Origin of the sequence: Loktanella sp. DJP18 (assembly GCF_049310965.1) — a bacterium.
Classification (GTDB): Bacteria; Pseudomonadota; Alphaproteobacteria; order Rhodobacterales; family Rhodobacteraceae; genus Loktanella.
Map to the genome: position 1 here is coordinate 1 of NZ_JBMERN010000078.1, position 17,305 is coordinate 17,305.

General features: G+C 52.6%; 18 protein-coding genes and 1 pseudogene. 5 read left to right on the forward strand and 14 right to left on the reverse strand.

The features are described from left to right. Positions 1–89: 89 nt before the first annotated feature. The 5 genes from ACOI1H_RS17620 to ACOI1H_RS17640 form a co-directional block, all read right to left on the reverse strand. Positions 90–320, reverse strand: coding sequence for a hypothetical protein (locus ACOI1H_RS17620; RefSeq protein WP_422439150.1), 231 nt, complete (start codon positions 318–320; stop codon positions 90–92). A gap of 198 nt (positions 321–518) precedes the next feature. Beyond that, positions 519–698: a hypothetical protein gene (locus ACOI1H_RS17625; protein ID WP_422439151.1), complete on the reverse strand. Its 180-nt coding sequence runs from the start codon at positions 696–698 to the stop codon at positions 519–521. Beyond that, entirely contained in the window at positions 695–877 is a 183-nt protein-coding gene (locus ACOI1H_RS17630) for a hypothetical protein (RefSeq protein WP_422439152.1), read from the reverse strand. The genes ACOI1H_RS17625 and ACOI1H_RS17630 overlap by 4 nt, the downstream gene beginning before the upstream one ends. Then, entirely contained in the window at positions 874–2,007 is a 1,134-nt protein-coding gene (locus ACOI1H_RS17635; RefSeq protein WP_422439153.1) for an NUDIX domain-containing protein, read from the reverse strand. The genes ACOI1H_RS17630 and ACOI1H_RS17635 overlap by 4 nt, the downstream gene beginning before the upstream one ends. Before the next feature lie 201 nt (positions 2,008–2,208). Beyond that, positions 2,209–3,258 carry a hypothetical protein gene (locus ACOI1H_RS17640; RefSeq protein ID WP_422439154.1) on the reverse strand — a complete coding sequence of 350 codons (1,050 nt, stop codon included), beginning with the start codon at positions 3,256–3,258 and terminating at the stop codon, positions 2,209–2,211. A gap of 489 nt (positions 3,259–3,747) precedes the next feature. On the opposite strand from ACOI1H_RS17640, the gene ACOI1H_RS17645 reads away from it, so the two are divergent. Then, the gene (locus ACOI1H_RS17645) at positions 3,748–4,179 is read left to right on the forward strand and encodes a hypothetical protein (RefSeq protein ID WP_422439155.1); all 432 of its coding nucleotides are present in this window, start codon (positions 3,748–3,750) and stop codon (positions 4,177–4,179) included. A gap of 59 nt (positions 4,180–4,238) precedes the next feature. Here ACOI1H_RS17645 and ACOI1H_RS17650 read toward each other — a convergent pair whose 3' ends face one another. The 4 genes from ACOI1H_RS17650 to ACOI1H_RS17665 form a co-directional block, all read right to left on the reverse strand. Next, positions 4,239–7,376 (reverse strand): hypothetical protein, encoded by a 3,138-nt coding sequence (locus tag ACOI1H_RS17650; protein ID WP_422439156.1) that lies wholly within the window; start codon positions 7,374–7,376, stop codon positions 4,239–4,241. A 120-nt stretch (positions 7,377–7,496) separates the two neighbouring features. Further along, entirely contained in the window at positions 7,497–8,141 is a 645-nt protein-coding gene (locus ACOI1H_RS17655) for a Flp family type IVb pilin (protein ID WP_422439157.1), read from the reverse strand. An 88-nt stretch (positions 8,142–8,229) separates the two neighbouring features. Next, entirely contained in the window at positions 8,230–9,102 is an 873-nt protein-coding gene (locus ACOI1H_RS17660; RefSeq protein ID WP_422439158.1) for a hypothetical protein, read from the reverse strand. After that, entirely contained in the window at positions 9,099–10,271 is a 1,173-nt protein-coding gene (locus ACOI1H_RS17665; protein ID WP_422439159.1) for an O-antigen ligase family protein, read from the reverse strand. The genes ACOI1H_RS17660 and ACOI1H_RS17665 overlap by 4 nt, the downstream gene beginning before the upstream one ends. Before the next feature lie 225 nt (positions 10,272–10,496). On the opposite strand from ACOI1H_RS17665, the gene ACOI1H_RS17670 reads away from it, so the two are divergent. Next, entirely contained in the window at positions 10,497–11,411 is a 915-nt protein-coding gene (locus ACOI1H_RS17670) for a sulfotransferase domain-containing protein (protein ID WP_422439160.1), read from the forward strand. Further along, positions 11,408–12,169 (forward strand): glycosyltransferase, encoded by a 762-nt coding sequence (locus tag ACOI1H_RS17675; RefSeq protein ID WP_422439161.1) that lies wholly within the window; start codon positions 11,408–11,410, stop codon positions 12,167–12,169. Before ACOI1H_RS17670 ends, ACOI1H_RS17675 begins: the two co-directional genes overlap by 4 nt. 107 nt (positions 12,170–12,276) lie before the next feature. Here ACOI1H_RS17675 and ACOI1H_RS17680 read toward each other — a convergent pair whose 3' ends face one another. Then, positions 12,277–13,668 carry a lipopolysaccharide biosynthesis protein gene (locus tag ACOI1H_RS17680; RefSeq protein WP_422439167.1) on the reverse strand — a complete coding sequence of 464 codons (1,392 nt, stop codon included), beginning with the start codon at positions 13,666–13,668 and terminating at the stop codon, positions 12,277–12,279. Further along, on the reverse strand, positions 13,631–14,395 hold the full coding sequence (locus ACOI1H_RS17685; RefSeq protein WP_422439162.1) for a glycosyltransferase family 2 protein: 765 nt from the start codon (positions 14,393–14,395) through the stop codon (positions 13,631–13,633). Before ACOI1H_RS17685 ends, ACOI1H_RS17680 begins: the two co-directional genes overlap by 38 nt. Positions 14,396–14,571: 176 nt before the next feature. On the opposite strand from ACOI1H_RS17685, the gene ACOI1H_RS17690 reads away from it, so the two are divergent. Continuing rightward, positions 14,572–14,823, forward strand: a complete 252-nt coding sequence (locus tag ACOI1H_RS17690; protein ID WP_422439163.1) for a hypothetical protein — start codon at positions 14,572–14,574, stop codon at positions 14,821–14,823. A 1-nt stretch (position 14,824) separates the two neighbouring features. Here ACOI1H_RS17690 and ACOI1H_RS17695 read toward each other — a convergent pair whose 3' ends face one another. Further along, positions 14,825–15,157, reverse strand: a complete 333-nt coding sequence (locus ACOI1H_RS17695) for an EF-hand domain-containing protein (RefSeq protein ID WP_422439164.1) — start codon at positions 15,155–15,157, stop codon at positions 14,825–14,827. A 67-nt stretch (positions 15,158–15,224) separates the two neighbouring features. Beyond that, positions 15,225–15,552 (reverse strand): annotated as a pseudogene (locus ACOI1H_RS17700) (transposase); the annotation flags it as partial. A gap of 389 nt (positions 15,553–15,941) precedes the next feature. On the opposite strand from ACOI1H_RS17700, the gene ACOI1H_RS17705 reads away from it, so the two are divergent. After that, positions 15,942–16,286, forward strand: a complete 345-nt coding sequence (locus tag ACOI1H_RS17705; RefSeq protein ID WP_422439165.1) for a hypothetical protein — start codon at positions 15,942–15,944, stop codon at positions 16,284–16,286. 356 nt (positions 16,287–16,642) lie between these two features. Here the strand turns inward: ACOI1H_RS17705 and ACOI1H_RS17710 are convergent, their stop codons facing one another. Then, positions 16,643–17,182, reverse strand: coding sequence for an NYN domain-containing protein (locus ACOI1H_RS17710; RefSeq protein ID WP_422439166.1), 540 nt, complete (start codon positions 17,180–17,182; stop codon positions 16,643–16,645). Positions 17,183–17,305 lie beyond the last annotated feature (123 nt).

Below are 17,305 nucleotides of genomic sequence, written 5' to 3' on the forward strand. Positions count from 1 at the left end.
CCTCCCGGTCCCCAGTGGTATGCGTCTATTCAGTCTCACGACCCGGGTGATGCGGTCCCGAAGCTGCGACCATTTGTGGCCGCAGAATTTCAAATATGCCGCGCGCCAAGTGCTTGCGCGGCCGCCTTCATGGCTTCAACCTTGTCTTCGGGAACCTTGAACCCCATGAAGATTTCAATTGTTCTGGCACCCATGATCTCTGCGTAGAGTTCGCCGATCTGTTTAGTCGTCTTCCCGTCGGCGGGCTCGTCGTTTCCTTGCCATGCAGCCCAACCGAAATCGCCAAGGGCGTTGGTGGCGTCATCAGCCAGAACGAACACACCCCTGTCGTTTTCGAAGGGGAAGTAGGGGTCCGCGACATACCATTCCTTGGGCCAATGGTTCTGGTAAAAGTTCCGAAACTCTGCGCCCGTGACAACAGTTTCGAGCGTGAGTGCAGTAGTGGCTGTTTTTCTTTATGTCATGATCTCGATGTCCTTGTTTCAGGCGCACTCTGGGGCCGTTGTCTTGTTGCGTTCCTAATCGCCCGAGAACACCAGGGCCCTGCCGGCTTCGGCGTCCGAAAAACCTTGCGCCATGAGAGCCGAACGCAGGGATTTCGCGTTTCTGATCTGGCGGCCTCTCGCCAGGTGAACCGCTGCCTGAACCGACGCGAAATCAGTTTCCGTCATCGGAGATGTTTGCAATGTGTCGGTCATTTTCTGTATCCGTAGCCATGTGCGCCAACGACCTGGCGCTCTAATGTGAATTCACCCAGTGCAGCGCCGAGAATCTCTTTTGTCCGAATAACACCGAAGTCCAGTGAGACACGGGCCAAGGCTTGCTTGATGATATCATGCGCCTGCTCGTCGGAGATCGGTTCATTTTGCGTGATCATTGCAGGTTTCCCACATGCGCCATCAGGATGCTTGTGTAGCTCGTCGACACGTCCGGCACGAAATGCTGAATGATGTCAAAGTGATCCTCGAACATTTCGTCCGGCGTGATATCTGACAACGGTACCCAGATCGCCTTACCTTCAGAGGCTTCAGACCCTTCGTCGGCACCTTTGATCTTTTCCATCGTTTTGCGATCCTGGAGCTCGAAGCAAAAGGCTTCCGTGCGCACCCATCCGCGCTCAGACCGCTCTGGGTGGTCGAAGACTTTCCGGTCACGCAGACGCCCCTCGAGTGCGCCTTTGGGCATGTCGAGACGTGTCTTCTGGATCAACTGCCGGATGACGGCATGGAATGACGTCTCGGACGGCGCAAGGTGGCCGCCGGGCAGGGCAAGAGTCCCTTTTCCAGGCTGGATATTGCGTCGCTCCAGAAGAATGTGACCCGATTGAATCACGACCGCATCTGCTGTGTTGATCGGGATCGGAAATCCGAAGAGCTCTTCAGCTTCGCGCGTTTTTTGACGGTAGGCGCTGACGAAGAGACCTTCGGACTGGATCGTGTCGGTGTCCGTTGGATGAGCCTTCATCCACGCAACAACCTGCGCTACTTGCTTGTTGCCAAATCTCTCGGAGACAGCCCCAAAATCCTGCGTCGGAAAGAAGAGAGCCCTGCGAAGGTCTGTGGCGTTGATGATCTCGCCCTCGTGGCGCGACGCCTGGGCCGGCATCATAGTCCACTCTGGAAACCAGTTCAGGTATCTGGATGATGCATCTTTCTCGAATCCGGTCAGGACGACTTCGGTTGTCTCTTCTAGCAGACCTCGGGCCCGGATATACAGCCGGACGGCGGTGCGAACATTCGATGCCCAAGACCTGTCGTTATAAAGCGTGTCGATGAGAGGAAGAACATCGACGCGCATGTCGATATCTGCGACGCCCGCTTCGATGAAAGCTTTGCGCTCATTAAACGAGAATGGGTTTTTCCAACTGCGCGGCCGGTATGCGCTTCCTGTCAGCATCAATGTGCCGTCGACCTTGCCGCAGAGGTTCTGAACGACGTCTCTGTGTGCGCGTGTAAATGGTTGGAAGCGGCCGAGAAATACAGCGAGTTTGTAGGGTGTGTTACCCATCAGATGCGTCCTCCGCTCTGTATGTATCCAAGACAGGACCTCCCTGCCTCTGACCAGAATATAGTCTGCTTTTCACAAAGAAAAAGCAGACATAATCAGGTCACGGATGAATTTTGCTCAAACTATAGTCTCGTTGTCGTCCGGTGTTTTTCTGGTCGAGACATCAGCTTTCTTAGCTGGCCTGCGATCGGATAACTTTGGTTATTCTTGGACCGGCAGCAATAACGTAGTGAGATCTCTCTCCTCATCGCTGGCATTGTTGCCTTCGCATATTTTTATCAGATCAGCTATCCGATTTCCTCCTCGAGAGAGAAGCAACGCGTGAGATTCGAGCCAGCTTGTATTACTTGAGTCAGATGCCATGACGACCACCGTCATGCTTTTACCTTCGAAAATTGGACAGATAAGAAGTCTATTCGCATGCGGCCCATCATCAATCGCACGACGCGATTGAGTAGAAATCGTGAGATTTTTCCCGTTCTGAAGGTCTGATACTTGTACATCGTAGAGCTGAATATAGGTTTTCGATGAGTCCAGCGGCGCGACATCGACCGCATGCCATCCGCCCAAGGTCGTGATAGTGCCGTCAGACACGTTTAATGACCCGAACACGACCATGTTACAGGCAAGACTTTCGGCAATAAGCCGGCAGGATGTCTGAATTTTCCTGTCAAGGCTTTGCCGTGAAAGAAGGGTGGACGTGATGTCCTCGAGAAGCTCTGTTCTTGCCTTTTCTATTGCGCCTTTAGTTCTCTCGGTATTGACCGATAGAATGCCTGCTATCTCGCCGTCTGCACCTTCAATAGGTGTGAATGAAACTGCATAGTTCGCCTCTTTCGAGCGTCCGCCCTGCTGTAGCACGAAATCCATCTCATCTATGTAGAAACCCGATCCTGAAAATGCTTTTCTGACCATTGGCTCCACACGATCCACCCATATTTCGGGGAATACCTCTGACAGCTTCCGACCCATCTCGTATGGATGATTTTCGGCCAAAGTCGGGATATAGGCATCGTTGTAGAGTAAGATGCAGTCTTTACCCCACAAAATATTCATAGATTGCTCTGCCCTCAGGATGAGCGCTATCATCACATTTAGCTCATGAGGCCAAGATGATCTCGGGCCCAGTGGTCCATCCATGCGGTCAAGCCCTGCAATCAACTCACGGCACGACTTGACGTGTGCGGACCTTGAGCTGCCTTGGTTTTGCGATGTTTGTAGACTGGCATTGGCTTGATAAAGCGTCATCATGTGACCTTTTTTAAATTCTGTGGAACAGAAAATCTGTCAACCTTTTTTAAAAACCTAGCGTGACCGGCGGTGTCACGAGCTTGTCAAATCTTACATCTCTGGCTTGAATCGAAAATTCTCATTTGCTTGGGTGCTACACGTCCAGAACGAGGCGATCCAGAGATAACCGCTCAGAATCTGTTTGAGTTGCATTGGTGAGCAATTTTTTGCCGGCTGGGGGCAGCCATGTTCCCGTAAGGCGCTCAAAGGTGCTGATTTTAGGAAAGCAGCGATCTTCCCCATGTTCTTTCATGAGCAACAAAACTGCCGCGAAGGGGATGACCAATGCGAATGAGAATGATGATTTTGACCGTGTCTGTCATGGCTTCAGCGCCCGCGTTTGCGGCCGGTTGGGTGGACCAGGATGTTAGATATTCAGCTGAGGGCCCAGAATGGCATAAGTCGAGTCCTGTCGCCAGTATGCCAATGCCGCCAAGAGAAACGCCGTCCATGGGCGTCGAGGCATACCACGCGCCGACACCGCAGGATCTGGCTGGTGCAGTTGCAAGCTGGGAAGCGGAAAAGGAGCCGCGCAATGGTAATGCCGTTCTTGACGACCGTCCGTGGGTTTCAGCGCCACGTGAGGTCGTGACAACCCTGGACGACACGCAGAGGTCTTCCAACCACCCCTCTGACCTTGTTCAGGATCTTGATGGTAGCGTGAACCCGGATGGCCCCGATTGTGGTTGCACGGCATGGGTTGAGCCGGTTCGCGTTATTCATGATCGCTCTGACAGGTATGGATATCTGCCTGAAGCGTCAGCCGGAGATTATATTTCTCCGGCTTACAACGATGTCACTGCCGTGCCGGCCATCGAGTCCATTTACGGTGGCTATCGCCCAACAGAGCCAAGTGGCTGGTATGGCGCATCGCGCCGCTGAGTTTACTCGTCGTCATGATGATAGCCCCGCCCACATGAAGTGGACGGGGCTATCTTTTTTTACGGATTGAATTTTCGGCAGGTGTCGTAGATGTCCGTGAGAAATCGGTCGGCATTTGCGGGTGCGACCATCTTCAGCGATGAGGACGCCGAAATAAGGTTGTCAGGGCTATAGGACATCGAGCTCATGTAGCCTGTCCCGTTCTTGACGTCGGCTTTCGTAATCCGGGATGCGAGAACTTGTTTCCAGCTGAGTCGCGTATCATCTTTTGGGATTTCGTGCCCCGCCAGAAGCACGTCCTGGTCCTCGTCGAAAGACAGACAGGGTTCCATCTTCCAGACCTTCGTCAGCGGCCGCCCTGCGCTCAATCGCTTCACGATGATGCACAGACCCTCGCCGCGCACTTTGATTTTTCCAAGAACGCGGTCAGGATTTCCATAAAGTCCGCGTGTCCTGACCCTCCGACCGACCTCGTCGACGAGACCGCGGTGGTAGGCCAGCGCGTCGATGTCGATTTCGACGTCGAGAACCCAGGCTGCCGGCAGACTTTCATGCGTGATACCGTGCATCAGTGCGACGGACTGCCGGATGCGACCCTTCTTCACATACCCGCTCTGGATCTTGTGACCATCGTAGACTTGCGCCAGGAGCTTCACGAGATCCTCATGGCTCTCACCTTCCATGAGCCAGCGCGTGGCTTCAACCACGTTGCTGGCCGTTATGGTATCGACCACCTTGGCGTTGGCAGCATCGAACAGGCCTCTGGGAGTGCTCCAACCCCGCACGCTGATCTTTTGCTGCCTGCGATCCTTCCAGCCGTCCGCCTCGATCATGGGTGCGACACGGCTCATGAACTGCTCGCGCATGTCATCCCAGGTGGTGAGCGTCAGCTCGCCCACTTCGTCACGCTCGGACCAGGTCTTGAGTGACGAGCGTGCCTCTTTGCCGGTTTTAAAATTTGTGATGATCACTTCGGTGAGCCACGGAAGCGCCTCGCCGCCTGGCATCCGCCGATCGGCGGTGTCGCAGAGTGCAAAGACGTCGCCATTGCTCTTGATGCCGCCGCGGATCATCCGTTCGACGCCCTCGAGCAGGCTGATGATATCGTCGCGGTTGGCCAACCGGTCAGAAACCTTCAACACGGCATTCCTATGAGCCTTGGTCTCCGGCCATCCCCACTTGTTTCCGGCGCGCCACAGACGCAGGGCTGCGCGGAAGGTGTCATCATGCAGCGCTGCGCCATCGTTGCGCAGCGTATCCAGAAGCGTCAAGTCGTGCGCGCGCTCTGAGCTCAGGATGCGGAAGGCCTCGTTGAGCAGGTGTGCATGGTTCAGGTAGCTCTGACGTGCCGCCCTGCTGTTCATGTAATAGGTAACATCCTCCAGTGTGCAGTTGTCGATGCAGAGCAGGCCTTCTGCGATCTCCCGGTGAGGGATGTAATCAGGTCGGCCGGCGCTGAGTTCCCGCGGCGTGGCGATCGTGACCTTCGCATCGAAGGGCGTGCCATTACCGCGATGTGTGCCGCGAAGGGCAGGGGCTTTCACGATCAGACTTGATCCTTCAGCCTGTGCTGTCACAACCGAGAAGCTTTCAGCCATGACAATCCCGGTCAGCCAATCTCGACGATAGTCGCTTGTCGTGGTGAGAGAGGGGGCATTGCGACCATCGAGAACTTTGTTCCAGCAGGCCACTATGCGCGATCCGTTGACGATTTTGCTGTTCAGGTTTGTAATGAAGTCTGTGATGGACGGACGACCGTCTGTAAGGACCTGCTCCTCATCATGGATGAAACGGAAATGGTCTGTGTGCGTGGTCGCAGCCAGCCAGTTTGCTCCCTTTGGCATGAAGTCGCCAAAGACATCAGTCCTTTCGTGCATACCCCACATGAGGATGAGGAAGCGCTTGTAGAAAAGGGCGCGCTTATCGTGCTCTGCGCGGGCATCGGAATATTCAACCTGGTCCGGTGCAATCTCCTGTGATTCCTGACCGAAGTAGGATCTGGTCTGGAACAGTGCATTGATCTCTGCCGATGACGGGAAGAAGCGCTCTGCGCCAGATGTTGTCTTATCTGCCGTCACGATGCTGAGACGCGCGCCGTCGCGCACGATGATGTGGACGCGCTGATCTGCCTCGTTGATCGCGATGGTTTCGAACAGCTTCGCAATGCTCATGCTGGTTGTATCAAAATCCCTTGGATTGCGACGCACGCGCACGATGGCAGCACAGCGAGGGTAGGGGAGCATACGGGTCACGAGCGAGGGATCGTCAGAGAACACCTGTGTCAGTGTCTCCAGAGACATCTGATCGTCAGAGAACCCTTCCATCAACCCGTTGATGATAATCTCCTCGTCAAGGAAGAGCATGCGCTGCATGAACCTCAGGGGCTCGGATGCAATGGCGCCTGCGCCGCCCAGGATCTGGGTCACTTCCATATCCTCTCCCAAGAAGAGACGCATGGTCTGAACGTTCTGCAACAGACCTTGGGCGCGGGTCGTCTCCTCGGAGATTGACGCAAGCGTGACGTTCACCTTCTCGATGTGATAGGCGGACACCAGAGACATCTTGGATGTCAGCTCTGCTGTTTTTCCGGTGATCCACTCCTTCTGGGCCTCGAAGGCCGCGATGCGGGTCTCGATGGTCTTTTGTGCCTGCACGACATCCTGCGAGGGCAACAGGGCGGCGGGGACCTTCGCATGCGTTGCGGGAAGGTTGGGTGTCGTATCATCCTTGGCTGTCATGCTGGTGCCTTGACCAGAAGTTGATGCTGGCTTGGCAGCGTCCTTTTCCGCTTCTCTTTTTTTCTGTTTTTCCAAGAGAAGCTCAGGCGCCGGCGGTGTCGTCATCTCATTCGAGATCGCATTGATCTGACCCATGACGATGCCGATCTCGGTTTCGCGAAAGCTTTCCCCTTGGGGTTCAAGAACAAAGGCTACAACGAAGTCCTCATACATCATTTTCAGTCCGGCCTTGGGCCGGCTGCTGCCCCAAAGTGGGTGCGGATGCAGAACGATCGTGTGCATGTCGCCATCGATAACCCGGACTTCGCTGACCATCAGGATCAGACCATGATCCGGCGTCGGAAGAGACAGGAAGGCGTGCCTCTCGTCGCGCAGGCGCCACCAAGAACCTGGCCGGACGTCGATATCTGCATGGCCTGCGTCGAGCGGTTCGGATGTTTCTTGTTTTGCGGGGAGCATGCGCTTTCCTCTTATAGGACTCGTTCGGAAGATTGGCTTCCTTCAGGGAAGAGGAAGCCAATTTCCGAACACGGACTCGCTCAATCTCGCTTCTCGGCTGGAAGGTTTTTCCAGGAGGGGCTAACGGCCCCAGATCCTGATCACGTCGATACTCATGCCATCGTTGTCGTTCGGACCTTCAGCAACCTCCATCAATGTCAAAGTATTGCTGTTGCTGGCCGCCTCAGCGTGGAAGCGGAATTCTTCCATGAGATCCGGCTGACTTGCTTTCATTTCGCCGATTTTGACGCCATTCCAGAAGACGTAGGTGAGGTTATTCATGGCGGGATTGCGGTCGCCGGCAAACAGAGTGAGCGTGTAAACATAACCAGGGATCAGGTTCGGGATCTGCTGAGAGATTTTCATAGGCCCCGGACTTTCGCCCATGTCGAGCCAGAAGCCTCCGTTCACGCTGCTCATCCCCTCATAGCCACTGCTGTGAAGCTCAAAGGCCCTGCCATTATCGGACGTCCAGCCTTCGAGGGAGCCGCTGGCGAATCCGAAACTTTGCTCCGTCATGCCTGTTGTGTCGTCGAAGTCGCCGTTGTCGAGGTAATTCCCTTCCTCGTTCATTGCCATCCAGAGCTCCTGGTCCGCGACGCGAAAGTTGAAGGATACCCAGTCACCAAGCACCGCGACAGTGGAAACTGCGAGCACAGCAATGAATCCGGCTAGTACGCCATATTCAACTAGCGTCGCGCCGCGTCTGTGTTTCAGGAGCTGCATCGTTGTCTTTCTCTGTTTTCGCATTGCGACGCGTAGTTACAGCGGGACAGGAGCGTTGCGTTTTTGGTTTGATCTTTGCCTCTGCCAGTCAACAAACCCAGTGCGACAGGTCTCGGTCTGTTATGGCTGACAGCATTCCGATGTCGTCGGATAGATAGTCGGCTACGCGCTGACGCATCAGATCCGGCATCTCGATGAGGGTTCCTGTCCTGCGGTTCCAGCCGTTGATCCGATCAGCCAGCCCCCAGCGGAGGAAGCGTTGCGGCAGGATCGCACCCTTCGTATCCGCCAGTCTGCGCACCAGTGCGTGGAAGCCAGGCAATGGGCGTTCAACGAGAAAGTCTTCGATCGTATAATTCGGAATATCGTGGTGGTCGATCTCAAGAAACGACTGAAGATCAGCCCATGTATTCGCCGGAGATGACAGAACGTCGTCCAGAAATACAACATGGATCTTATTTGATTCCACTTGCCCCGAAAGTCGCAGGAGCTGGTCCCCGACTGAACTTAACCCGGAGTAGTCGATTGTTTTCGGATCAACGCCATATCGCGCTCCCCTACCTTGCCTTCTGATGTGACTCATGGCCCAAGCGACCGAGAAATCGAGGACGTGCTCGCGTGCATCTGCGACCGCGGCAGAGTGGAGAACCCATGCCATATCGATGGGGTTTCGCAAGCAGACAATGAAACGTGCATCCGGATTGGTCGAAAGAATATTCGACACAGCAACTTGCGATGTCAAATACCACGGTGATACCTCACCAATCGCAATGCTCTGGACACCCAAGTATAGGGACGCGTAATAACCTGCGTCTGCGATACTGTCTGCGAAGTCGTGCGCATGAAAGTTTGGTAGGGCCCGGTTCGGAACAAATACATCAGGATGCATTTGAAGCCAGGAGGCAACAGTCTCGGTCCCGCATTTTGGTGCGCCGATCACGTAGAAATTTGGAGTTGTCATTGCTTATTTCGCATTGGAGTTGACATTACTTTTGCCGGCTCAGCTGTGTCACGTAACGCGAGCCCGATAGACAGCGCCATCGCTATGAGCAGCATGATAAGCGGCGCAAAATACATACTGCCGAACATCGACCAGACGATGAGCCCTGTGACGATGGAAACCGCAGGGGCCAGGACCAAGCGTGTCTCGTCGTCTATGTCTTTCAGCCCTCGGAATGCCCTCCAGACCAATGCGATGAACGCGACGATCATGACGCTGCCGAGGGCAAACCCATAACTGAAGAGAGTCTCGATGATCTGGTTGTGAGGGTGGTAGAACGCGAGGGGAAACCTCACATATTGCAGTGGGCCGTAACCCACCCATGGGCTTTGCAATGCGAACTCGAATGCATCCTTCCAAAGCTCAACTCTGCCAGTGGAAATCTGGTCCAGAGTTTCCACGTCGGTCTCAATAAGTCTCTGAATGCTACCAAACGCAAGGTGGGGTCTGTAAAACAGTGTTGACGAGATTGCTGAAGCGATAAAGATTGAGATGAATTTCACAACACCTTTAATCTTGAATCTCCGCGTCGTCACCACAACGACAATCATCGCAATGATAAACGAGATTAACGCGCCTCGGCTCCCACCCCAGAAAAGCATCGTCATAGACGTAAGCAGATATGGATATCGAAGATAGCGGCCAAATGAATGATCTTCACAGTCTGTCATGATCCAGGCTCCCATGATGCAGGCAACCACAAGATTGATCTTGTCGATGTGCCTGATATTTCCGAAGCCGGGAAGTAGATTCTGAAGGTCCTTGTATTCTACGACATCGCGGATCGACTCCAGAAAAAACGGATAGGCGAGAGCGAGTGGCGTCAACAATGAGAAAGCCCAATAGAAGTGTAGCGATAGCTTTTTGTCGCTTTTGACCGTCGCGTAAGTTGCCATCCCCGCAATGCCGGCCGACAAAAATGGTAGCAAAACCATCGCTGCTAGGGCAGCTGATGTGTCCCTTCCAAAAGATGCTGCGATCCCGATCGCCGTCAGCAAAGCCATGAATGCAGTTGCGCGAGGGCTTGATCTCCACGCCGAAAAAAGATGAGAGCGTCCCCACCATGCGAGCGGCATACTCATGACGCCCAGCAAGAATATTAAGATATCATGGCGGTTCAGATTGATCACCTCGAGCCCCGTCTGGAACCACCACACGACAGCAATGATCGGGGAGACCGCAAGGGCTGTCAGGTAAAGTCGTAAATATGTTGATCGGTTCAATTTATTGTCTCCAGCATTCACGCGGAAGATGGTGCGATCTCCTCAGTAGAAGAAGTCGAACCTTGCTTTTTTCCGACGGAAGCGGGGTGAACCCATATTGTTCTCATGATCAGAAACCTCAGGGGCACCGCTGTGCGTCATCCAAACACATTTATTATTGGCGCTCCAAAATGCGGCACAACTACCTTGTGTGAATGGCTTGAGATGCATCCTGCCGCAGCTGTGTCTGCCATCAAAGAACCGAACTATTTCAACACGGACATGGCTGATGCCAAAAGCTGGCAGCAACGAGATTATCTGGATATGTTCTCACATGCCTTAGAAGTGCATAAGGTGCTTGCTGAAGGGACGACAAGTTATCTCTACTCGGAGGCGGCGCCTGGGAAAATTCTGGACATGAGCCCAGACGCCAGGTTCGTCATCTGTCTTCGCAACCCATCGACGATGATCAGATCCTTGCACAGGCAAAGAATTTTTGATGGCTATGAGACTGAGCAGGATTTTGAAACGTGCTGGGATCATCAAGCCAGCCGCGAAGTATCGTGGCGCTCCGGTGAAAAAACGCCATTCCTGGAGATGTGCCGATATCGGGATGCCTGCTCCCTTTCAACTCATATTGGTCGCTGGATCGCCGCGGTCCCGGAGTGGCGCATACACTTCGTTGTGCTCGATGATTTAATTGAAAATCCGGAGCGTTCGTGGTTTGACCTTTGCGATTTCTGTGGAATCGATAGGTTGGGGCTACACGAATACGCGAGTAAAAACGTGGTTGCTGTCCGACGTTTTCCAGCATTGAGCCGCGCTCTCAAAGGCGTCCTTCGGCTGAGAAAATCTCTTGGGGTCGAGGTTCCGGGCAAATCTCTCGGTATCCCGCAGGCCTTGAGAAGAGTAATCCATCGCATCGATCTCATGAATGCCAGAGAGGGCTCAAAATCTCCCGTGTCCAGTGATGTCGCGTCAGCGGTGAACAACTTTTTTATTCCCGAAGTTGAAAAGCTGGAAGTCATCCTGTCTCGGGACTTGTCTCATTGGAAGGTATCGTCATGAGCCCGATTATAACTGTCGCAATTTCAACGCTCGGACCAAGGTTTGACAGCATCGATCTTCCTGCGCAGCGGCAAGAAATCAGCTACCTGATCCTGGTTCAGAAACCTGATGAGGTGGAGCACCGCGGCCGGTTTTCTAATCGCTCTGACGTCAGGGTTGTTGATCTTGATTCCATTGGTCTTTCGAGAAGCCGGAATGCTGCTTTGGAGCATTCCCAGACAGACCTCATTATGGTTGCAGATGATGATCTGAAGCTTGACTGTGACGGCATCCTGCAAGCATGTGACTTCCTCTCCTGCAACGACGATGTCGCAGCGATCACTGGTATGTTGAAGGTTGAATCCGGGGGCTTACGCATTCAGTATGCGTCATCGTCATATGAGTTGAACCGAACAAACTGCGGTCGGGTCATGTCCGCGGAGATAATTTTACGACGGGGCCCACTCAAACAGTCAAATATCGTTTTCGATGACAGGTTTGGCCTTGGAACCGAATGCCCATCAGGTGAGGAATACATCCTGCTGTGTGATATCCTGAAAGCAGGTCTGAAGGCCGCGTTCATTCCGATAGTGCTTGCTGTGCACCCGGATGAAAGTACTGGCACAAATTGGGATGATGTCCGACTGGTAAAGGCTCGAGCCAAAGTTATTTCCCGCGTCTTTGGACGCATGGGATTGGTCTATCGAATCCTTTATCTGATCAAACACATCAGACGCATCGGATACGGCAAGAATGCTTTCAGATTTCTCACCGCTTAGGGGCGGTAATCTGAAGTCGCTGAAACATCAGAAGTTTTCACTTCGATGTTCTGTTTTGGTCTGGACTAAAAATACTCACCGCTCTTGGGCAAATGGTTTCGTCTGCGTTACCGCCCGCGGTAACACCATGCATTGAAAATATCAGCTTTTATCTTGAGAAGTGTAGATGTTTTGCGATGCAACGTCCATGCATTGCAAACTGAAAGGATGACCATCGCTGCTGCCATACCTTCAGCACCGATCAGATGCGTGAGAATGCTTCCTGTCAGAATGAGAATTATAAGCCCGGTGAGCACCGCCCTCATGGCCGTATATTGATGCCCGCATAGGCTAAGGACCTGGCTCGGATTGCCGATCATGAATGTTGTGATATGTGACAAGCACAGGATGAGTGCTGTCATGTAAGCGTCTGACACTTGCTCTCCAAATGATATACTTAAAAGACTTTTCCCAATGAGTGCAAATGTGAGTGTTGTGATGATGGCGAATAGACTGGAACCTATCGTGATCTTTGAAACAAGATTTTGCAGATAAAGTGTTTGACCTTCGTTATGCAGAACCCCAAAGCGATGAGCAAAAACGCCATTTAAGGCCTGTGCGCCAAATGTGACCAGGGCGGCGCATTGCATGGCAACACGGTAGAGTGCGCCATCGTCTGATCCATAGATCCATGCAACAAGGTAGAAACCGACGTTGATGGTGACCAGGCCGATCAATGTCGTGAGCATATATCCTGCACCTGCTCTGATTTGCTGTGTCATGCTCTGCCCGAAGGGTATGGTCTCCTGTGTGCCCGTCGCTGGAAGGGCAGGGTTCCTGGAGAATTGCCAGGCGACGACAGCGGCAAAAACCCACCCTGACGCTGCGGCTGCGACACAAGCCAGGATTATAGCGTCAGCGGTCGCGCCATGAGCTTGGAATTGGCTGAAGTGCAGCGCGGCAAGCACAACGACTGTTACAATCTGGGGCAGCGCACCAATCAAGAAGAGTCCTGCCAATGGGCGACCATTTTTCCGGATCTCCGCGCCAAACAGCAGCGCCAACGCCGAGAATGGAGCTATCGCTACGCCGAGTATCCAGGTTGACAGTTGGTTTGGCTCTGGATCGGTGAATACGCTTGCAATAAAAACACCTGCCAAAGCAGTTGCTGTGAGACACACTATCCATGTCATGGCACTCTTGCGTAGTGAGCGTCGATCTGCATCTCCGCGCAACATGAGTTGCGTGGCGCCCATTTCAAAAAGTGGTGTCGCTATCAGTGCGGAGTTCACGATCATCATCACAATGCCAAGGTCGGCCAAACCCAGGAATCGTGCCTGTAATCCAAGAACGACGAAAGACAGTCCAAGTTGAATGAACCTCAGCAGGAGCGATGACGACCCCTGAATGAGCGACCCAGATTTTGCGAGAACGACGCTTCGTGTCTTTGCTGATCTTACTGACTTTGGGTCAGGTTCCTGGTCAGGCACGAGACCGGTCCATAATGGCATTTTTGACATAATAAACGAAATAATATGTTGATTTGACGAATGACATGCCAAGATGTTTTCGACAAGAACGCCAGTGGAGTTTTGCCGCAGCAATCTTGTTTGAGGATTTAGTGCCTGTGTGTGTCCTGTAGCTTGCGAGGACGCCGTCTATACCTCGGAATTTGAGCCCCTCGCTTTGACACAATGTCAGTATATCAATCCATAAACAGAAATCTTCATGAATGTCTTCTTTGCCCATGCGCATATGTCCAAAGACAGAAGCATCATATGCGACGGTGAGACAGCCGATCGTTACATTCTTTTTGAGGATATCTTCAAATGATACGTCACCGCGTGCATACTGCGTTCTGATCGGGTCGCCATCACCATCGGTGACCTGATAAGAGGTCCAGCTGAAAGCGATATTGTTGCGAGCCATGGCATCTGTTTGTCGCTCCAGTTTATCTGGCATCCAGGTGTCGTCGCTGTCGAGGAAGGCAATGTAGCGGCCGCATGCAGCTGCAAGGCCAACGTTTCTTGTCGCCGCAGCGCCTTTGATCTTCTTATTCTCCAAGACGACAATTCTATCGTCTGCCGCTGCAAACTGCCGCGCGATGGTCGCGCCATCGTCCGTCGATCCATTATCGATGATGATGTGTTCATAATCACCCATGCTCTGCGCCTGGACCGACTTGATGTTTGCGGCAACGAACTTGGCGCCGTTGTAGAGAGGTGTTATGATGGAAACTCTGGGCATGGACCAACTTCTTCGAAGAACTTATCTTCGAGGATTTGGTTTCGTTTCTTGCTCGACGGAAATCTGATGCCGGGAATTTCAGAGGTCTCCGTCGTTTTCCATTATCTATAGCTCGCGCCTTCACTTTGAGTGTCTTGGGGGCCCATATCCTTTCCAGAATTTCCGGGGAGGGATAGATGGCGACTGTCGATGTGAAGATCGTTCTGCGTGTGCCCGAGGGCGAGGAGATGACAGATGAGAGGGTTGATGCGCTGTATGATCAGGGCTTTGACGACGCTCTTGTTGTCATGCGTCACGCGGGCAAGCTTGAGCTGCTTCTCACGCTGGATGCGGCCGACTGGGAGGATATCGCAGAAACGCGAGCCGAAGAGCTGATGAAAGAAATGCCTGACGCTGATGTCTTAGACATTCTTCTGGATGAAGACTGAATCAGAGTGACGAAGCAGGGGCGCTGCTTATCGGATCGAGTTCGTCCGCCAGATCTTTTGGGAGTTCGGATGCTTCGATGACACCGTCTTTGTTGCTGTCAAATTCGTCGATGAAGTCGCGAGCGATGAGCGTCGATCGTTTTCCCTCCGACGAGAAGTTGTTCAACTCGGATAATTCAAGTCTGCCGTCTGCATCCTGATCCAGCGCCTCGATGCATAGCTCTTCTGCGATGCCACACGAACTTGTCGGAGATGTCACTGTGAGTGACTGAGCGTGCGCCATGATTGGAGCAGCGGCTACGATCGTGACTATGGTTGTGAGGAGCAGGCGCATTTTTTTCTCGCGATGAGGTTTCCATTATGTGGGGCCTTTTTCAATTTTTTAAAAACATCCGCTGAATGATAATGTGCGCGCCAGAATCCGCGGTCTGACCGATGAACCCGTGCAGCGTCTTCGCCGCTCCGTCGGGATTGTGCTTCACCCTAAACCGGCGCGGCTCACCGTCATCTGACAGCTCGACGTCACAGACGACAAACATCTTTCCAACGGGGCTGTGCCCGCCCGCGCGCACACAGCGCACTTCCAAGTTATGCGATTTCGCTTGAGAGGCTAACCCTTGCACGTCGCACAGCAGGGGCAGACGAAGTCCTGGGCCAACGATGCTCCGCCAGATAATCCGAGCATGCTTCCTCGTCGGAAAACCGGACGTCGAACGCCTGGCGGGACATAGGCTTGTCGCTCTTCCATCTGGCTGGCTTGAGTAGAACTAAACCAGAACACCTGAAGTTGGCAAGCCGCGTTGCCCTACATCATGCGCCGCCGGCTCGATGGGGGTGAGCCTTCAGGTCTCGTATGCAATAAAAAGGCTTTAATCGCACTTGATTTATGATAAAAATCATTAGCTGAACCAAAGTTTAAAGTTATTTTTTACCGTCAGGAGAATGATCGTGTCGATCAATGATAGAATTGCTGAAAAGCGTGCAGCTGAAAAAAGTCATAAGCTTTACCGGAAAGAACAAGATCTAAAAAGTAAAAGCGAGATCGAACGACTGATACCAATCGCAAAGGGGAGGGTGAAAGGATTCGGTCTTAAAGTGAAAATGGTAAGTTCTGTATCATGGGGCGTTTCACAGTTTCACAATATGGACTTGAAATTAGTGATCCGAATGGAAGGGTGCGGTTAAAACTTGAGTTAGGAGATATGGATTCAAGCAGAAAATACATAATCACTGACCCCGACCGCTATAGTTCTGGAAATCCGGTAAGCGGTCCTACGATGGGTATTCCAACGTATTATATAGATAGTAATCCACATGAACCTTTTTCAGATGATTGGCTAATGTGTGGTTTTGACAGCATGGCAGTGGAATATGGTAAGCCGCAAAAATTCTTGACGCCATTACGATCCGTCGTTGGCATTATTATTCTTTTCATCTCTCTATGGTTTTTTATTAGAAGGTAAGTCGTTGGTTGGATTTAAATGCTTCAGTGAGGACATTAGAAGTATCTTACAGTCATGATTGAGGGCAATTGGGAGTAGATCATCTCATCCACCAGACAGAGCGCCTGTTTTTCGCTAGATGGCGCCAGTGGAATCTAGTTTTTCGTATAAGAGATGTTATGTAATATAGACGCTCAGCGGTTAAGCCGGTTGTCGCACCTGCAAGTGGCCGCGCCTCTGCCGCGTGCCATCTGGCGACGATATCAAATCTAATACCCACTCCGCCAAGACTACTTGTCGAAATGTCTGTTGCGGTTCGCAGCCGACTTGCGGCTAAGCCCAGTGTGAACACCGTGCCGAAGCTTCGCAAAAAAGGCTTAAGCTGCGTCCCGTTCCAACGATATCACTTCCCTCAGGTCGCCAATATCAATGAAGCCATCCGCAACTCTGCGGATCTCATCTGATATCATGCTGCCTTCGGCGCCACTCCGCGTTGAGCAGACGGTTACGCGCATCCCACGCCTCTGAAGTTCCTGGATAAGTGGTGACATCTCGCCATCGCCCGACATGATGACGGCATGATGTATCTTGTCCACCAGTGACATAGCATCCATGGCAAGTTGCATGTGAAGATAGCTCAACGCTTGTCTGAAACCACTACTGTTCTCGGTTTCGCGGGTCTGACGCGTGCGCAGCGTGAATCCGTTGTATGACAGAAAATCAGTCAGGCGCCTGACAGACGAGAAATCGCCAGTCTCATCTATCGGAGTGTAATAGTAGCACCGCACGAGCCGGCCGCGTTTCGCAAATTCAGCACGCAACTTGGTGTAATCTACTGTCAGTCCTTGCGCACGCGCAGCGCTCCAAGTGCTTGATCCATCAATAAAGACCGCTAGACTCTCGTCTTTGTAGAACATCTTACCCTCCATTAAGAGTAAAAAAGAACTCAGTATACGTTGAGTCAATCTGAGGGCAGACACTCAACTATAGGGACTTGGTTATGACTTAACCGTGTGTTCACTAACTGCAAGGGCCGCAGG